Below are 16998 nucleotides of genomic sequence, written 5' to 3' on the forward strand. Positions count from 1 at the left end.
TTCTGGTGGCGCTTTGACTGACAGGAAAACGCATGTCTTTACCGCAACTCTCGCTTACAGCTGCACGTCATTTACACCTCGCCGCGCAGGGGCTGCTCAAAAAGCCCCGTCGCCGCGCACAGCCTGCCGATATCCTCTCTGCCATCCAGCGCATGTCGCTGCTGCAAATCGACACCATTAATATTGTTGCCCGTAGCCCTTACCTGGTGCTGTTCAGCCGCCTGGGCCACTATCCCTCTCACTGGCTGGATGAGGCGCTCAGCAAAGGGGATCTCATGGAGTACTGGGCGCACGAAGCCTGTTTCCTGCCCCGCAGCGATTTTGCCCTGGTGCGTCACCGCATGCTTGCCCCTGAAAAGATGGGCTGGAAATACCGACAGGCGTGGATGCAGGAGCACGCGGCCGAAATAGAGCAACTGATCGGCCATATTCAGGAAAAGGGGCCAGTGCGTTCCGCTGATTTTGAACATCCGCGAAAAGGCACAAGCGGCTGGTGGGAGTGGAAACCGCACAAACGTCATCTTGAAGGGTTATTCACCTCCGGCCAGGTCATGGTGATTGAACGGCGTAATTTTCAGCGCGTCTATGACCTGACCCAGCGCGTGATGCCAGACTGGGACGACGAACGTGACCTGCTTACCCAGGAGGCTGCCGAGGCCATCATGCTGGAAAACAGCGCCCGCAGTCTGGGCATTTTCCGGCCGCAATGGCTGGCAGATTATTACCGCCTGCGCCAGCCCGCGCTGAAGCCGCTGCTGGAGATGTGGCAACGCGAACAGTGCGTCATTCCCGTCACGGTAGAAACCCTGGGAGAGATGTGGCTGCATGCGGATCTCCTTCCTTTGCTGCCCAAGGCGCTGGACGGAAATCTCCAGGCAACCCACAGCGCAGTGTTGTCGCCTTTCGACCCGGTGGTCTGGGACCGAAAACGCGCCGAACAGTTGTTCGATTTCAGCTACCGGCTGGAGTGTTATACCCCGGCACCAAAGCGTCAGTACGGCTATTTTGTTTTACCCCTGCTGCATAAGGGGCGGCTGGTCGGGCGCATGGATGCCAAAATGCACCGCAAAACCGGCACGCTTGAAGTCATTGCGCTCTATCTGGAAGAGGGGGTCAGGGTGACGGCGAGTCTGGAGAAGGGCTTAACGTCCGCCATTAGCGAGTTCGCCCTCTGGCAGGGGGCTCGCGACGTCACGCTGGGACGCGTTCCCGAAGGGTTATTTATATCCTGTCGAAGTGGCTGGGAAACAGACACGCCCTGAAAAAGGAATGTGTTAAGCTTTAGCGATTACCCATACGGAGGAACTATGGATCACCGTTTACTTGAAATTATTGCCTGCCCGGTGTGCAACGGCAAACTCTACTACAGCCAGGACAAACAGGAGCTGATTTGCAAGCTGGACAGTCTGGCTTTCCCGCTGCGTGACGGTATTCCAGTGTTGCTGGAAAACGAAGCCCGTTCCCTGGTGGCAGAAGAGAGCAAACCATGAGTTTTGTTGTCATTATTCCTGCTCGTTATGCCTCAACGCGTCTGCCGGGTAAACCGCTGGTGGATATCAACGGCAAGCCAATGATTGTGCACGTCCTTGAACGCGCCCGTGAATCCGGAGCCGATCGCGTGATTGTTGCCACCGATCATCCGGACGTCGCCCGTGCGGTTGAAGCCGCAGGTGGTGAAGTGTGCATGACCCGCGTCGATCACCAGTCCGGCACCGAGCGTCTCGCCGAAGTCGTTGAGAAATGTGGTTTCAGCGATGATACCGTCATTGTGAACGTGCAGGGCGACGAGCCGATGATCCCGGCCGTTATTATCCGTCAGGTGGCAGAAAACCTGGCGCAGCGTCAGGTGGGTATGGCGACGCTTGCGGTGCCTGTTCACCACGCTGAAGAGGCATTTAACCCGAATGCGGTGAAAGTGGTGATGGATGCCGAAGGCTATGCGCTCTATTTCTCCCGCGCCACCATTCCATGGGATCGCGACCGCTTTGCGCTCTCGAAAGAGACCATCGGGGATTCCTTCCTGCGCCATCTGGGGATTTACGGCTATCGTGCCGGTTTCATTCGCCGCTATGTCACCTGGGCACCCAGCCCGCTGGAGCATATCGAAATGCTGGAGCAGCTTCGTGTGCTCTGGTATGGCGAGAAAATTCACGTTGCTGTTGCCAAAGAAGTACCGGGAACGGGCGTTGATACGCCGGAAGACCTTGAGCGCGTTCGCGCCGAATTACGTTAATACCGTCTGCATCCCTCCTTTCGGAGGGATGTCCTCTCGCCACAATTTTCGCTTTTCTTTTCCCTGATTGATCTCTACCGGGTGACATCTTCATTCTGCGCGCTCATTATAAAAGCAGTAGCATTAATGGGGGGAATCTCATATGGAACAGCTGCGTGCCGAACTTAGCCATCTGCTGGGTGAGAAATTAAGCCGGGTCGAGTGTGTGAGTGAAAAGGCCGATACCGCGCTCTGGTCGTTGTATGACAGTCAGGGAAACCCAATGCCGCTGATGGCGCGAAGTTTCACGTCGCCGGGTGTTGCCAGGCAGCTCGCCTGGAAAATGTCGATGCTGGCGCGGGAGGGTACCGTCCGAATGCCGACCGTGTACGGCGTCATGACGCACGAGGAACACCCCGGCCCCGATGTCCTGTTGATAGAGCGTTTACGCGGCGTGCCTGTTGAAGCACCCGCGCGCACGCCGGAACGCTGGGAGCAGCTGAAAGACCAGATTGTCGAGGCGCTGCTGGCCTGGCATCGCCAGGATAGCCGTGGGCTCGTGGGGCCGGTCGACAGCACCCAGGAGAACCTGTGGCCGCTGTGGTATCGCCAGCGGGTGGAAGTGCTGTGGGGAACGCTCAACCAGTTCAATAACACCGGTTTGACCATGCAGGACAAACGTATTCTTTTTCGCACTCGTGAATGCTTGCCAGCGCTGTTCGACGGTTTTAATGATAACTGCGTGCTGATCCACGGCAATTTTACCCTGCGGAGTATGCTGAAAGACTCCCGCAGCGATCAGCTGCTGGCGATGTTGGGGCCTGGAATAATGCTGTGGGCCCCACGTGAATATGAGTTGTTCAGGCTCAGCGACAGCGGGGCGGCAGAAGGGTTACTGTGGCACTACCTTCAGCGTGCGCCCGTTGCCGAAGCGTTTATCTGGCGGCGCTGGTTGTACCTGCTCTGGGATGAAGTCGCGCAACTGGTCAATACCGGGCGTTTCAATCGCGCAAACTTCGATCTCGCGGCTAAGTCACTCTTGCCCTGGCTCGCCTGAGGAACCTTTCAGCCACTGCCAGAGGCGGCCGAGCGTCTCGTAGCCGACGCGATCGCTATGCATCAGCCACATCGGGGAGGGGATCACGCGTTCCCATGGGTTAAGTGGCGCATTGATGGCCATCTGGTTTGCCGGTGCGGGAAGCGGGTGCAGGCCCTGCTTTTCAAAGAAAATCATCGCCCGTGGCAGGTGTGAGGCGGAGGTGACCAGCAAGAATGGAACATCGCCAATCGCCTGCTTCACCGCAGCGGCTTCTTCTTCGGTATCTTTTGGACTGTCCAGGGTAATGATAGCGGAACGCGGTACGCCGAGGGATTCCGCAACTCTGGCACCCGCTTCAGCCGTACTCACCGGGTTCGTTTTTGCTGCGGCGCCGGTGAAGATCATTTTTGATCCCGGGTTCGCCTGCCACAGGCGAATCCCTTCGTTTAGCCGTGGCAGGCTGTTGTTGATCAGATTCGAGCTGGGGGCCCAGTCAGGATCCCAGGTATATCCACCGCCCAGCACCACGATGTATTCCACTTTCTGATTTCCCTGCCATGTCGGGTACTTATCTTCAATGGGGCGTAACAGGCCATCCGCGACCGGTTGCAGGCTCAGCAGCAGTAAGACAAGCCAGCCGAACGTGATGAGCGTTTTGCCACTTTTCTGAAATCGGCTGAACCACACCAGCGCCAGCCCTAGCGCGATGATGATGAGCAGCAGCGGAAGGGGAAGCATCATCCCTCCAATGTATTTCTTAAGGGTAAAAAGCATCCTTTTTGGTTCCTTTTTTGACCATATAGCAGGTGATTACCGGTGATATTACACCAGAGAGGTTCATTCTCCGCGCGGGTGTGACAAAATAGCGGTTTTGCAGTTAGCGAGTGGAACTCTCCCAATGCGGGATCGCAATTTTGATGACATCGCGGAAAAGTTTTCGCGCAACATTTATGGCACCACAAAGGGGCAGCTCCGTCAGACGATCCTCTGGCAGGATCTGGACACCATTCTGGCCACTTTTGGCGACCAGACGTTGCGCGTGCTGGACGCCGGTGGCGGCGAAGGACAAACGGCGATAAAAATGGCCGAGCGCGGTCATCACGTCACGCTTTGCGATCTTTCGGCTGAAATGGTCGCCCGCGCGACGCGTGCTGCAGATGAGAAAGGTGTGAGCGACAACATGCATTTTATACAATGCGCCGCTCAGGACATCGCACAGCATTTGGAAACCCAGGTTGATCTGATATTGTTTCATGCGGTGCTGGAGTGGGTGGCCGATCCGCAAAGCGTTTTACAAACCCTGTGGTCGATGTTGCGCCCGGGCGGCACGCTGTCGCTGATGTTCTACAATGCTAACGGCTTCCTGATGCACAACATGGTTGCAGGTAACTTTGACTATGTGCAGGTCGGGATGCCTAAAAAGAAAAAGCGCACGCTTTCCCCGGACTATCCGCGCGATCCGCAGCAGGTTTACGGCTGGCTGGAAGAGATTGGCTGGCAGATTGTCGGGAAAACGGGCGTCAGGGTGTTTCATGATTATCTGCGTGAAAAACACAAACAGCGTGACTGTTTTGACACCTTAACAGAATTAGAAACGCGGTATTGCCGTCAGGAGCCATTTGTCAGCCTTGGCCGCTATATTCACGTCACCGCGCACAAGCCGCAGATGCAAGGATAACCTATGAGTGAATTTTCCCAGACAGTCCCCGAACTGGTTGCCTGGGCCAGGAAAAACGATTTCTCCATCTCGCTGCCGGTAGACAGACTCTCTTTCCTGCTGGCGGTTGCCACGCTGAACGGCGAACGGCTGGATGGCGAAATGAGCGAGGGTGAACTGGTGGATGCGTTCCGCCATGTCAGTGATGCGTTTGAGCAAACCAGCGAAACCATTAGCGTGCGTGCCAACAACGCAATCAACGATATGGTGCGTCAACGTCTGCTGAACCGCTTTACCAGCGAGCAGGCGGAAGGAAACGCCATCTATCGCCTGACGCCGTTGGGTATCGGCATCACCGATTACTACATTCGCCAGCGCGAATTTTCCACGCTGCGTCTTTCCATGCAGCTCTCGATCGTGGCGGGTGAGCTTAAGCGTGCCGCCGATGCTGCAGATGAAAACGGTGATGAATTCCACTGGCACCGCAACGTTTACGCGCCGCTGAAATATTCGGTGGCCGAGATTTTCGACAGCATCGATCTTACCCAGCGTTTGATGGACGAACAGCAGCAGCAGGTCAAAGACGACATCGCGCAGCTGCTGAATAAAGACTGGCGTGCGGCCATCTCCAGCTGCGAACTTTTACTGTCAGAAACCTCCGGTACGCTGCGAGAATTGCAGGATACGCTGGAGGCGGCAGGGGATAAGCTGCAGGCTAACCTGCTGCGCATCCAGGACGCGACGCTGGCGCATGACGATCTGCATTTTATCGACCGTCTGGTGTTCGATCTGCAGAGCAAGCTCGACCGCATCATTAGCTGGGGACAGCAGTCGATCGACCTGTGGATCGGCTACGACCGACACGTGCATAAGTTTATCCGCACCGCGATTGATATGGATAAAAACCGCGTCTTTGCTCAGCGTCTGCGCCAGTCGGTTCAGACCTACTTCGATGCGCCATGGGCGCTGACCTACGCCAATGCCGATCGTCTGCTGGATATGCGCGACGAAGAGATGGCCCTGCGCGATGAAGAGGTGACCGGTGAACTGCCGCCGGATCTGGAGTTTGAAGAATTCAACGAAATTCGTGAACAACTTGCGGCGATGATCGAAGAACAGCTCGCTGTCTACAAAACCAGACAAGCTCCGCTGGATCTTGGACTCGTGGTGCGCGACTATCTGGCGCAATATCCGCGTGCGCGCCACTTCGACGTTGCCCGCATTGTGGTAGACCAGGCGGTGCGCCTGGGTATCGCGCAAGCAGATTTCACCGGACTGCCGCCGAAGTGGCAGCCAATTAACGATTACGGAGCCAAGGTACAGGCGCATGTCATTGACAAATATTGAACAAGTGATGCCGGTTAAGCTGGCACAGGCGCTGGCGAATCCGTTATTTCCGGCGCTGGACAGCCAGCTGCGTGCCGGTCGTCACATTGGCTTAGACGAGCTGGATAATCACGCCTTTTTGATGGACTTCCAGGAGTACCTGGAAGAGTTTTACGCCCGCTACAACGTGGAGCTGATTCGCGCGCCGGAAGGTTTTTTCTACCTGCGCCCGCGCTCCACGACGCTGATCCCGCGCTCCGTGCTCTCCGAGCTGGATATGATGGTCGGCAAAATTCTTTGCTATCTCTATCTCAGCCCGGAACGTCTGGCGAATGAAGGCATCTTCACCCAGCAGGAACTCTACGATGAGCTACTGACGCTGGCGGATGAGAGCAAGCTGCTCAAGCTGGTGAACAACCGTTCGACCGGATCGGATCTTGACCGTCAGAAATTACAGGAAAAGGTGCGCTCTTCCCTGAACCGTCTGCGTCGTCTGGGGATGGTCTGGTTTATGGACCACGACAGCAGCAAATTCCGCATTACGGAATCAGTCTTCCGCTTCGGCGCCGATGTGCGTGCGGGGGATGACGCGCGTGAAGCGCAGCTTCGCATGATCCGTGACGGTGAAGCGATGCCGGTGGAAAACCATTTGCAGCTCAATGACGAGCATGAAGAGAATCTGCCGGATAGCGGGGAGGAAGAGTAATGATTGAACGCGGTAAATTTCGCTCACTAACGCTGATTAACTGGAACGGCTTCTTTGCCCGAACCTTCGATCTGGACGAGCTGGTCACGACGCTCTCCGGCGGTAACGGGGCGGGGAAATCCACCACCATGGCGGCGTTTGTGACGGCGCTGATCCCCGACCTGACGTTGCTTCACTTCCGTAACACCACTGAAGCAGGCGCGACAAGCGGCTCCCGCGATAAAGGTCTGCACGGTAAGCTGAAAGCGGGCGTCTGTTATTCCGTTCTGGACGTCATTAACTCTCGTCACCAGCGCGTGGTGGTGGGGGTTCGTTTGCAGCAGGTTGCCGGTCGCGACCGTAAAGTGGATATCAAACCGTTTGCTATCCAGGGGCTGCCAACCTCCGTGCAGCCGACCGCGCTGCTGACGGAAACCCTGAATGAACGCCAGGCGCGCGTGCTGACGTTACAGGAACTGAAAGACAAGCTCGAAGCCATTGAGGGCGTGCAGTTCAAGCAGTTCAACTCCATCACCGATTACCACTCCCTGATGTTCGATCTGGGCGTAGTGGCGCGTCGTCTGCGTACCGCTTCAGACCGTAGCAAATACTACCGTCTGATCGAAGCGTCCCTGTACGGCGGTATCTCCAGCGCCATTACCCGCTCCCTGCGCGACTACCTGTTGCCGGAAAACAGCGGCGTGCGTAAGGCGTTCCAGGATATGGAAGCGGCGCTGCGTGAAAACCGCATGACGCTGGAAGCGATTCGCGTGACCCAGTCAGACCGTGACCTGTTTAAACACCTGATCAGCGAAGCCACCAACTACGTGGCGGCGGACTACATGCGTCACGCCAATGAGCGCCGCGTCCATCTCGATCAGGCATTAGAATACCGCCGCGAACTGTTTACCTCCCGTAAACAGCTGGTGGCAGAGCAGTATAAGCACGTCGAAATGGCGCGCGAGCTGGGCGAGCACAACGGTGCTGAAGGTGATCTGGAAGCCGACTACCAGGCCGCCAGCGATCACCTGAACCTGGTGCAGACCGCGCTGCGCCAGCAGGAGAAAATCGAGCGCTACGAAGCGGATCTCGATGAGCTGCAAATTCGTCTCGAAGAGCAAAATGAAGTGGTGGCCGAAGCCGCCGAGATGCAGGAAGAGAACGAAGCCCGCGCCGAAGCCGCCGAGCTGGAAGTGGATGAGCTGAAAAGCCAGCTTGCTGATTACCAGCAGGCATTGGACGTGCAGCAGACGCGTGCGATTCAGTACACCCAGGCACTGCAGGCGTTACAGCGCGCGAAAGAGCTGTGCCATCTGCCTGACCTGACGCCGGAAAGCGCCGACGAGTGGCTGGATACCTTCCAGGCTAAAGAGCAGGAAGCCACCGAGAAACTGCTCTCTCTTGAACAGAAAATGAGCGTCGCGCAAACGGCGCACAGCCAGTTTGAACAAGCGTATCAGCTGGTGGTCGCCATTAATGGCCCGCTGGCGCGTAACGAAGCCTGGAACGTTGCCCGTGAACTGCTGCGCGACGGCGTCAACCAGCGCCATCTGGCCGAGCAGGTGCAGCCGCTGCGTATGCGCCTGAACGAACTGGAACAGCGCCTGCGTGAGCAGCAGGAAGCCGAGCGTTTGCTGGCTGAGTTCTGTAAGCGTCAGGGTAAACATTACGATTTCGACGAGCTTGAGGCGCTGCATCAGGAGCTGGAAGCGCGTATCGCTGCGCTTTCCGATACGGTCTCCAGCGCCAGTGAGCAGCGCATGACCCTGCGCCAGGAGCTGGAACAGCTTCAGTCCCGTTCTAAAAGGCTCCTGGAGCGCGCGCCGGTCTGGCTGGCGGCGCAAAGCAGCCTTAACCAGCTCAGCGAACAGTGCGGCGAACAGTTCGAATCCAGCCAGCAGGTGACCGAATACCTGCAACAGCTGCTGGAGCGTGAGCGCGAAGCCATTGTTGAGCGTGATGAAGTCGGCGCACGTAAGCGTGACGTCGATGAAGAAATTGAGCGCTTAAGCCAGCCGGGCGGGTCAGAAGATCCGCGCCTCAATGCCTTAGCCGAGCGTTTTGGTGGCGTACTGCTGTCTGAGATTTACGACGATGTCGGCCTGGACGATGCGCCATACTTCTCCGCATTGTACGGTCCATCCCGTAACGCGATTGTGGTGCCGGATCTGTCGCTGATTTCTGACCAGCTCGCCGGGCTGGAAGATTGCCCGGAAGATCTCTATCTGATAGAAGGGGATCCGCAGTCGTTCGATGACAGCGTGTTTAGCGTTGACGAGCTGGAAAAAGCGGTGGTGGTGAAAATCGCTGACCGCCAGTGGCGTTACTCCCGCTTCCCGGAACTGCCGCTGTTTGGCCGTGCTGCGCGTGAAAGCCGTATTGAGAGCCTCCATGCCGAGCGTGAAACGCTGTCGGAACGTTTTGCGACCCTGTCGTTTGATGTACAGAAAACCCAGCGCCTGCATCAGGCATTCAGCCGCTTTATCGGTAGCCATCTGGGCGTGGCGTTTGAAGCCGACCCGGAAGCGGAAATCCGCAAACTCAATACCCGCCGCGGCGAGCTGGAACGCGCCATTGCCAGTCATGAAAGTGACAACCAGCAGAGTCGCGTCCAGTTTGAACAGGCGAAAGAGGGCGTCGCGGCCCTTAACCGCATCCTGCCGCGCCTCAACCTGCTGGCAGATGACACGCTGGCCGATCGCGTGGATGAGATCCAGGAACGTCTGGATGAAGCCCAGGAAGCCGCGCGTTTCGTGCAGCAGCACGGCAATCAGCTGGCGAAGCTGGAGCCCGTGGTGTCTGTCCTGCAGAGCGACCCGGAACAGTTCGAGCAGTTAAAAGAAGATTATGCCTGGTCGCAGCAGGTGCAGCGCGAAGCGCGTCAGCAGGCGTTTGCCCTGACGGAAGTCGTGCAGCGTCGCGCACACTTCGGCTATTCCGATTCGGCTGAAATGCTGAGCGGTAACAGCGACCTGAATGAAAAGCTGCGTCAACGTCTTGAGCAGGCAGAAGCGGAACGTACCCGAGCACGCGAAGCGATGCGCAGCCACTCCGCTCAGCTTAATCAGTACAACCAGGTGCTGGCCTCGCTGAAAAGCTCCTTCGACACTAAGAAAGAGCTGTTAAACGACCTGCAGAAAGAGTTGCAGGACATTGGCGTGCGTGCCGACAGCGGGGCGGAAGAGCGCGCCCGTCTTCGTCGTGATGAACTGCATAGCCAGCTCAGCAACAACCGTGCGCGTCGTAATCAGCTGGAAAAAGCGCTGACCTTCTGCGAAGCCGAAATGGATAACCTGACCCGTCGCCTGCGCAAGCTGGAACGCGACTATCACGAGATGCGCGAGCAGGTGGTGACGGCGAAAGCGGGCTGGTGTGCGGTCATGCGGATGGTGAAAGACAACAACGTGGAACGTCGCCTGCACCGTCGCGAACTGGCGTACCTCTCAGCCGATGAGCTGCGTTCAATGTCGGATAAGGCGTTGGGTGCCCTGCGCCTGGCGGTGGCGGATAACGAGCACCTGCGCGATGTGCTGCGCATGTCAGAAGATCCGAAACGTCCGGAGCGTAAAATTCAGTTCTTCGTGGCGGTTTATCAGCATCTGCGCGAGCGTATTCGTCAGGATATCATCCGTACCGACGATCCGGTCGAGGCCATCGAACAGATGGAAATCGAGCTGGGGCGTCTGACGGAAGAGCTGACTTCCCGCGAGCAGAAGCTGGCTATCAGCTCCCGCAGCGTGGCGAATATTATTCGCAAGACCATTCAGCGTGAGCAGAACCGTATCCGCCAACTGAACCAGGGTCTGCAGAGTGTGTCGTTTGGTCAGGTGAACAGCGTGCGTCTCAACGTCAACGTGCGTGAAGCCCACGCGACGCTGCTGGACGTGCTCTCTGAGCAGCACGAGCAGCATCAGGATCTGTTCAACAGCAACCGTCTGACCTTCTCTGAAGCGCTGGCGAAGCTGTACCAGCGTCTGAACCCGCAGATTGATATGGGTCAGCGCACGCCGCAAACCATCGGTGAAGAACTGCTGGATTACCGTAACTACCTGGAAATGGAAGTTGAGGTTAACCGTGGTTCAGACGGCTGGCTGCGTGCGGAATCCGGGGCGCTCTCTACCGGTGAAGCGATCGGTACCGGGATGTCCATTCTGGTGATGGTTGTACAGAGCTGGGAAGATGAAGCGCGCCGTCTGCGCGGTAAAGACATCTCTCCATGCCGCCTGCTGTTCCTGGATGAAGCGGCGCGTCTTGATGCCCGTTCTATTGCCACGCTGTTTGAGCTTTGCGAGCGTCTTGATATGCAGCTCATCATTGCGGCACCGGAAAACATCAGCCCTGAAAAAGGGACCACCTATAAACTGGTGCGTAAAGTGTTCCAGAACAGCGAACACGTTCATGTTGTCGGGTTGCGTGGTTTTACGCCGCAGCCTCCGGAGTCATTGCCGGAAACCACGGCAGACGCTTCCTGAGGCGTTTTGTTACAAAGAGCGGCGCAAAAGCGCCGCTTTTTTTATTCACTTAACTTGTGCTTAGGGCTGCGTTATCTTTAAACTTCTTTACATAAGGTAAGGCAACAGGTTTGCCGTCTACCTATAATAAAAGAAAGCCCCACCGTGATGGGCATGTCGTGAAAACAGGGGGCAAGGGATGTTGCTAAAGAAAGAATGTGGTCGTCAGCTGTCTGCGCTGAGTTTATGCCTGGCAGTGATGTTTGCTCCACTGTTAACCGCCCAGGCCGACGAGCCTGAAATTGTGCCGACGGACAGCTCCGCAGCGACAGGCGCGCAGCCGACGTCATTGTCTCAGCCGCTGGAACAGTCTCCGGCGACCGCCGTCATGGCCGGCATTAAGCCGTTGCCGGAAGGCATCGATATCGAATCGCTTAGCCAGCAGCTCCTCTCAGGGTTGCCGTCAGGCTACACGCCCGCCTATATCAATCAGCTCACGCTGCTTTATGCAGCCCGGGACATGAAACCCATGTGGGAAGATCGTGATGCCGTGCGCGCGTTCCAGCAGCAGCTGGCAGAAGTGGCGATTGCGGGTTTTCAGCCGCAGTTTACGAAGTGGGTTGAGCTGTTAACCGATCCAGCCGTCACTGGCCAGGCGCGGGACGTGGTGCTTTCCGATGCCATGATGGGCTATCTGCAGTTTGTGGCGGGTATTCCGGTCAACGGCAACCGCTGGTTATATAGCGATAAGCCCTACAAGCTGGCGACGCCAGCGCTGTCGGTGATCAACCAGTGGCAGCTGGCGCTGGATAATGGCGATCTGCCGCGCTTTATTGCCAGTCTCGCCCCGGCGCACCCGCAGTATGCCACCCTGCATGAGTCGCTCCTCGCGCTGGTGGGCGACTCGCGTCCCTGGCCGCAAATGCGGGGTACCGCGACGCTGCGTCCAGGCCAGTGGAGCAGCGATGTTCCTGCTCTGCGCGAAATCCTGAAACGCTCCGGTAGTCTTGAGGGCGGGCCGAAGATTGCCCTGCCGGGCGACGATCCGCAAAGCGCGGTTGTGAGCCCGTCAGCGCCGGTGAAAGAGAAGAAGGCCGCTCTCCTGAGCGATAAACCTGCGGCATACGATCGCGAACTGGTTGCTGCGGTTAAGCAATTCCAGGCTGCGCAGGGGCTGGGTGCCGACGGGGTAATAGGCCCGTCAACGCGCGACTGGCTTAACGTCTCTCCTGCGCAGCGGGCAGGGGTGCTGGCACTGAATATTCAGCGTTTGCGTCTGCTGCCGGGCACCTTGTCCACAGGCATTATGGTGAATATTCCGGCCTATTCCCTGGTCTATTATGAGGATGGCAGCGAAAAACTGGCCTCGCGCGTCATTGTCGGGCGTCCGGATCGTAAAACACCGATGATGAGCAGCGCGTTAAATAACGTGGTGGTTAACCCACCGTGGAACGTGCCGCCGACGCTGGCACGTAAAGACATTCTGCCAAAGGTCTGGAACGATCCGGGTTATCTGGAACGTCATGGCTATACGGTGATGCGCGGCTGGAACAGTAAAGAGGCGATTGATCCTTACATGGTCGACTGGTCGACGATTACGGCTTCCAACCTGCCGTTCCGCTTCCAGCAGGCTCCCGGGGCGCATAACTCCCTGGGGCGTTACAAATTCAATATGCCGAGTTCAGATGCTATCTATCTGCACGATACGCCGAACCACAACTTGTTCCAGAAAGATACCCGCGCCCTCAGTTCAGGCTGCGTGCGCGTAAACAAAGCCTCGGAGCTGGCCAATATGTTGTTGCAGGATGCGGGCTGGAACGATACGCGTATTTCTGACGCCCTGAAACAGGGGGATACGCGCTACGTGAATATTCGACACAACATTCCGGTCAATCTTTACTATCTGACGGCGTTTGTGGGTGAAGACGGGCGCACTCAGTATCGTACAGATATTTACAATTATGATCTCACTGCGCGATCCGGCGCACAAATTTTGCCAAAAGCGGAACAATTAATCAGGTAAATGAAGTAGTTCGGGAAAAATGATTGTCGTAAGTTATGGTGAATAGGGGGCGATATCGCTGTAAGCCGCGTATTCACTGGGGTTGGGCGCCTTGACGTCCCCCGTTTTGCCAGTTAAGGTGCCCTTCGTGCGCTAAGCATACTTACGATTTCATTGACCTGTAGACCTGATTATCATGGACAAATTTGACGCTAATCGCCGCAAACTGCTGGCGTTAGGTGGTGTTGCGCTTGGCGCAGCGGCCATCTTGCCGACGCCAGCATTTGCCACCCTCTCGACACCTCGTCCGCGAGTTTTAACGCTCAACAATCTTCATACCGGTGAGTCGCTAAAAGCGGAGTTTTTCGATGGCAGAGGCTATATTCAGGATGAATTAGCAAGACTCAACCATTTTTTCCGTGATTTCCGCGCGAATAAAGTAAAAGCCATCGACCCAGGATTGTTTGATCAGTTGTTCCGCCTTCAGGGCCTGCTGGGCACCAGGAAGCCCGTGCAGCTCATTTCTGGTTATCGCTCACTGGATACCAATAATGAACTACGCGCCCATAGCCGTGGGGTAGCGAAAAAAAGCTATCACACGAAGGGACAGGCAATGGATTTCCATATTGAAGGCGTTTCGTTAGCCAATATTCGCAAAGCTGCGTTATCTATGCGCGCAGGTGGTGTAGGATATTACCCCAGCAGCAACTTTGTGCATATTGATACCGGTCCGGTCCGGCACTGGTAATAACGAAACACAGGAGCAGTATGAACTATCGTATTATTCCGGTTACCGCGTTCTCCCAGAACTGTTCATTGATCTGGTGCGAGCAAACCAAACTGGCCGCGCTTGTTGATCCCGGCGGCGACGCCGAGAAAATCAAGCAGGACGTCGCCGACAGCGGTGTGACGCTGATGCAGATTTTACTGACGCATGGTCATCTCGATCATGTTGGCGCAGCGGCAGAGCTGGCACAGCATTTTGGTGTGCCGATCATCGGTCCGGAAAAAGAAGATGAGTTCTGGCTGCAGGGGTTACCTGCCCAAAGCCGCATGTTTGGCCTTGATGAGTGTCAGCCTCTGACGCCCGATCGCTGGCTGAACGAAGGAGAGCGCGTTAACGTAGGGAATGTGACTTTACAGGTGTTGCATTGTCCTGGGCATACGCCAGGCCATATCGTCTTCTTTGATGACCAGTCTCGTCTGCTGATTTCGGGCGACGTGATTTTCAAAGGCGGCGTAGGACGCAGCGATTTTCCGCGCGGCGATCACGGGCAGCTGATTCAGTCGATCAAACAGAAGTTATTGCCGCTGGGTGATGACGTGACGTTTATTCCTGGACACGGTCCGATGTCGACGCTGGGCTATGAACGGCTCCATAATCCGTTCCTTCAGGATGAGATGCCTGTCTGGTAAACCTGGATAAATAAAAAAGCCTGCTGAACGCAGGCTTTTTTGTGGGCGTAAATTACAGTACGGCGACAATCGCTTCGCACAGAGGCGCCATGTTGTCAGGCGTCATCCCTGCCACGTTCACGCGACCGGAAGCCACGGCGTATACGCCAAACTCTTCACGCAGACGCAGAACCTGCTCTTTGGTCAGGCCGCTGAAAGAGAACATGCCGTTCTGTTTGATGATGAAGCTGAAGTCACGGTCTGCGCCTTTCTCGGCCAGAGTATTAACAAACAGCAGACGCATACGCTGGATACGCTGGCGCATATCGTTCAGCTCTTGTTCCCAGATCGCGCGCAGCGCATCGTTGCTGAGAATGGTCGCAACAACGGACGCACCGTGTGCCGGTGGGTTAGAGTAGTTCGCGCGGATAACCGATTTCATCTGGCTGAAGGCACGATCGACGGTTTCGTCGTTAGCCGCAACCAGCGTACAGGCACCTACACGCTCATTGTACAGACCGAAGTTCTTGGAGTAGGAGCTGGCAACGATCAATTCCTGATGTACGGCTGCAAAAGCGCGCAGGCCTTCTGCATCTTCTTCCAGTCCACGGGCGAAGCCCTGATAGGCGAAGTCAAACAGCGGCAGCCAGCCTTTCTCTACGGAGAGTTTAGCCAGCTGTTCCCACTGCTCAAGCGTCGGGTCGATACCGGTTGGGTTATGGCAGCAGCCGTGGAACAGCACCACATCACCTGCCTGTGCTTCGTTCAGGCTTGCCAGCAGGCCATCAAAGTCGAGAGCATGGTTTGCCGCGTCGTAGTAAGCGTATTCGCGCACTTCCAGACCTGCAGAGTTAAAGACGCTCTTGTGGTTCGGCCAGCTTGGGTTGCTCACCCAGACACGCTTAACAGAAGTGTTTTTCGCAAGGAAATCCGCCGCCACACGCAGTGCGCCGGTACCGCCTGGTGTCTGTGCTGTACGCGCACGTTTGTCACTCACAATTGCGCTACCTTTACCGAACAGCAGCTCCTGCGTGCAGCGACCAAATTCAGGAATACCATCAATACCGAGGTAGTTTTTGGTGGTTTCATTTTCCAGCAGATACTGCTCAGCTTTCTTTACGCTGGTCAGTACCGGGGTTTTGCCGGTTTCATCTTTATATACACCAATACCCAGGTTGATTTTGCCAGGGCGGTCGTCGGCACGAAACAGATCGGCCAGGCCCAGAATTGGGTCGGCAGGAGCGGCGGTAATGTTCTCAAACATGACGAAGTTCCATTGTGATTACAGAAGTGAAATCCGCTATCAGGTTAACGGTAGATTTACAAAATGCCAACCGTTTGCGACGAAAAGCGTGCGGCTTTTCAAAAGTCGCCATTATTTTCTGTCAGGCATAAAAAAACAGGGCCGAAGCCCTGTTCATTAAGCATATAACAAAGTGGTGTTCTGATTAGAACTGGTAGGTTACACCCACAGCAGCCATATCGTCGTTGCCGTTCAGACCGCCAACCGCTTTCGCGTAGTCGGTGTCTTTGTCCAGCAGGTTGATGTAGTAGTCAGCCCACACGTTGAAGTTTTTGTTGAAGTAGTAAGTGGTACCCACCTGGATGAATTTAGCCAGGTCTGCATCGCCACCGCTGAAGCCGCCGACGGCAGCCAGGTCTTTACCTTTGGTCTGCACGTAGGAGATGGCTGGACGCAGGCCGAAGTCGAACTGGTACTGAGCAACCACTTCGAAGTTCTGCGTTTTGTTAGCAAAACCAGCATCACCGCTAGAACCGGTACGGGTGGTGTTACGGGTTTCTGCATAGGTGGTTGCCAGGTACAGGTTGTTAGCGTCATATTTCAGACCAACACCCCATGCTTCAGCTTTGTCACCCTGACCATCAGCTTTCTGGTTCAGAGTACGGTTAGCGTTGCTGTAAGATGCGATTGCACCGAAGCCTTCGCCGAAGTCGTAACCCAGGGAGTAACCTACGCCGTCACCGTTAGAGGTTTTAACGTCAGCACGGTCGTTTTTACCCTGGTACTGTACGCCCAGGCTCAGACCGTCAACCAGACCGAAGAAATCGCTGTTACGGTAGGTCAGCAGGCCGGTGCTACGGCTGGTCATAAAGTTATCAACGTAGTTACCGCCCCAGGTCATTCCTGAGAAGGACGGTGCTGTCCGAGGACAATAAAGTTGTACACAAAGCACTAAAGTTGTAACCATTCTCAAAAAACGACGCTAATG

The 16998-nt window shown here is 56.1% G+C and carries 13 protein-coding genes and 1 pseudogene; 11 read left to right on the forward strand and 3 right to left on the reverse strand.

The features are described from left to right. Positions 1-32: 32 nt before the first annotated feature. The 4 genes from ACOTXR_RS01780 to ACOTXR_RS01795 all read left to right on the forward strand — a co-directional run bounded on the left by ACOTXR_RS01780 (position 33) and on the right by ACOTXR_RS01795 (position 3269). A complete protein-coding gene (locus ACOTXR_RS01780) occupies positions 33-1262 on the forward strand; it encodes a winged helix-turn-helix domain-containing protein (RefSeq protein WP_058691164.1) in 1230 nt (409 codons plus the stop codon). Positions 1263-1307: 45 nt separating this feature from the next. Further along, entirely contained in the window at positions 1308-1490 is a 183-nt protein-coding gene (gene ycaR, locus ACOTXR_RS01785) for a protein YcaR (RefSeq protein WP_006174474.1), read from the forward strand. Beyond that, the gene (gene kdsB / locus ACOTXR_RS01790) at positions 1487-2233 is read left to right on the forward strand and encodes a 3-deoxy-manno-octulosonate cytidylyltransferase (protein ID WP_014883223.1); all 747 of its coding nucleotides are present in this window, start codon (positions 1487-1489) and stop codon (positions 2231-2233) included. The genes ycaR and kdsB overlap by 4 nt, the downstream gene beginning before the upstream one ends. 142 nt (positions 2234-2375) lie before the next feature. Further along, on the forward strand, positions 2376-3269 hold the full coding sequence (locus tag ACOTXR_RS01795; protein ID WP_045268529.1) for a YcbJ family phosphotransferase: 894 nt from the start codon (positions 2376-2378) through the stop codon (positions 3267-3269). On the opposite strand, the gene elyC is transcribed toward ACOTXR_RS01795, so the two are convergent. After that, positions 3246-4025 carry an envelope biogenesis factor ElyC gene (elyC, locus tag ACOTXR_RS01800; RefSeq protein ID WP_058691163.1) on the reverse strand — a complete coding sequence of 260 codons (780 nt, stop codon included), beginning with the start codon at positions 4023-4025 and terminating at the stop codon, positions 3246-3248. The genes ACOTXR_RS01795 and elyC overlap by 24 nt on opposite strands. Positions 4026-4149: 124 nt before the next feature. Here elyC and cmoM point away from each other — a divergent pair, with 124 nt between their 5' ends. From cmoM to ACOTXR_RS01835, 7 genes are all read left to right on the forward strand, one after another. Next, positions 4150-4929: a tRNA uridine 5-oxyacetic acid(34) methyltransferase CmoM gene (gene cmoM, locus ACOTXR_RS01805; protein ID WP_014883226.1), complete on the forward strand. Its 780-nt coding sequence runs from the start codon at positions 4150-4152 to the stop codon at positions 4927-4929. Positions 4930-4932: 3 nt separating this feature from the next. After that, positions 4933-6255, forward strand: coding sequence for a chromosome partition protein MukF (gene mukF, locus ACOTXR_RS01810; RefSeq protein WP_014883227.1), 1323 nt, complete (start codon positions 4933-4935; stop codon positions 6253-6255). Then, on the forward strand, positions 6236-6940 hold the full coding sequence (gene mukE / locus ACOTXR_RS01815) for a chromosome partition protein MukE (protein WP_421766973.1): 705 nt from the start codon (positions 6236-6238) through the stop codon (positions 6938-6940). Before mukF ends, mukE begins: the two co-directional genes overlap by 20 nt. Then, on the forward strand, positions 6940-11391 hold the full coding sequence (gene mukB, locus ACOTXR_RS01820) for a chromosome partition protein MukB (protein ID WP_058691162.1): 4452 nt from the start codon (positions 6940-6942) through the stop codon (positions 11389-11391). Before mukE ends, mukB begins: the two co-directional genes overlap by 1 nt. Positions 11392-11569: 178 nt before the next feature. Further along, on the forward strand, positions 11570-13393 hold the full coding sequence (gene ldtD / locus ACOTXR_RS01825) for a L,D-transpeptidase (RefSeq protein WP_058691161.1): 1824 nt from the start codon (positions 11570-11572) through the stop codon (positions 13391-13393). Positions 13394-13568: 175 nt separating this feature from the next. Beyond that, positions 13569-14120 (forward strand): YcbK family protein, encoded by a 552-nt coding sequence (locus ACOTXR_RS01830; protein ID WP_014883230.1) that lies wholly within the window; start codon positions 13569-13571, stop codon positions 14118-14120. A gap of 20 nt (positions 14121-14140) precedes the next feature. Next, the gene (locus ACOTXR_RS01835; protein ID WP_047027823.1) at positions 14141-14788 is read left to right on the forward strand and encodes an MBL fold metallo-hydrolase; all 648 of its coding nucleotides are present in this window, start codon (positions 14141-14143) and stop codon (positions 14786-14788) included. A gap of 52 nt (positions 14789-14840) precedes the next feature. On the opposite strand, the gene aspC is transcribed toward ACOTXR_RS01835, so the two are convergent. Both aspC and ACOTXR_RS01845 read right to left on the reverse strand, forming a co-directional pair. Beyond that, positions 14841-16031, reverse strand: a complete 1191-nt coding sequence (gene aspC, locus ACOTXR_RS01840; protein WP_014883232.1) for an aspartate transaminase — start codon at positions 16029-16031, stop codon at positions 14841-14843. 184 nt (positions 16032-16215) lie between these two features. Continuing rightward, positions 16216-16929: pseudogene (locus ACOTXR_RS01845) on the reverse strand (porin); the annotation flags it as partial. Positions 16930-16998: the final 69 nt, after the last annotated feature.

Source organism: Enterobacter cloacae complex sp. IR53030, from assembly GCF_049238365.1.
GTDB classification, from domain to species: Bacteria; Pseudomonadota; Gammaproteobacteria; order Enterobacterales; family Enterobacteriaceae; genus Enterobacter; species Enterobacter kobei.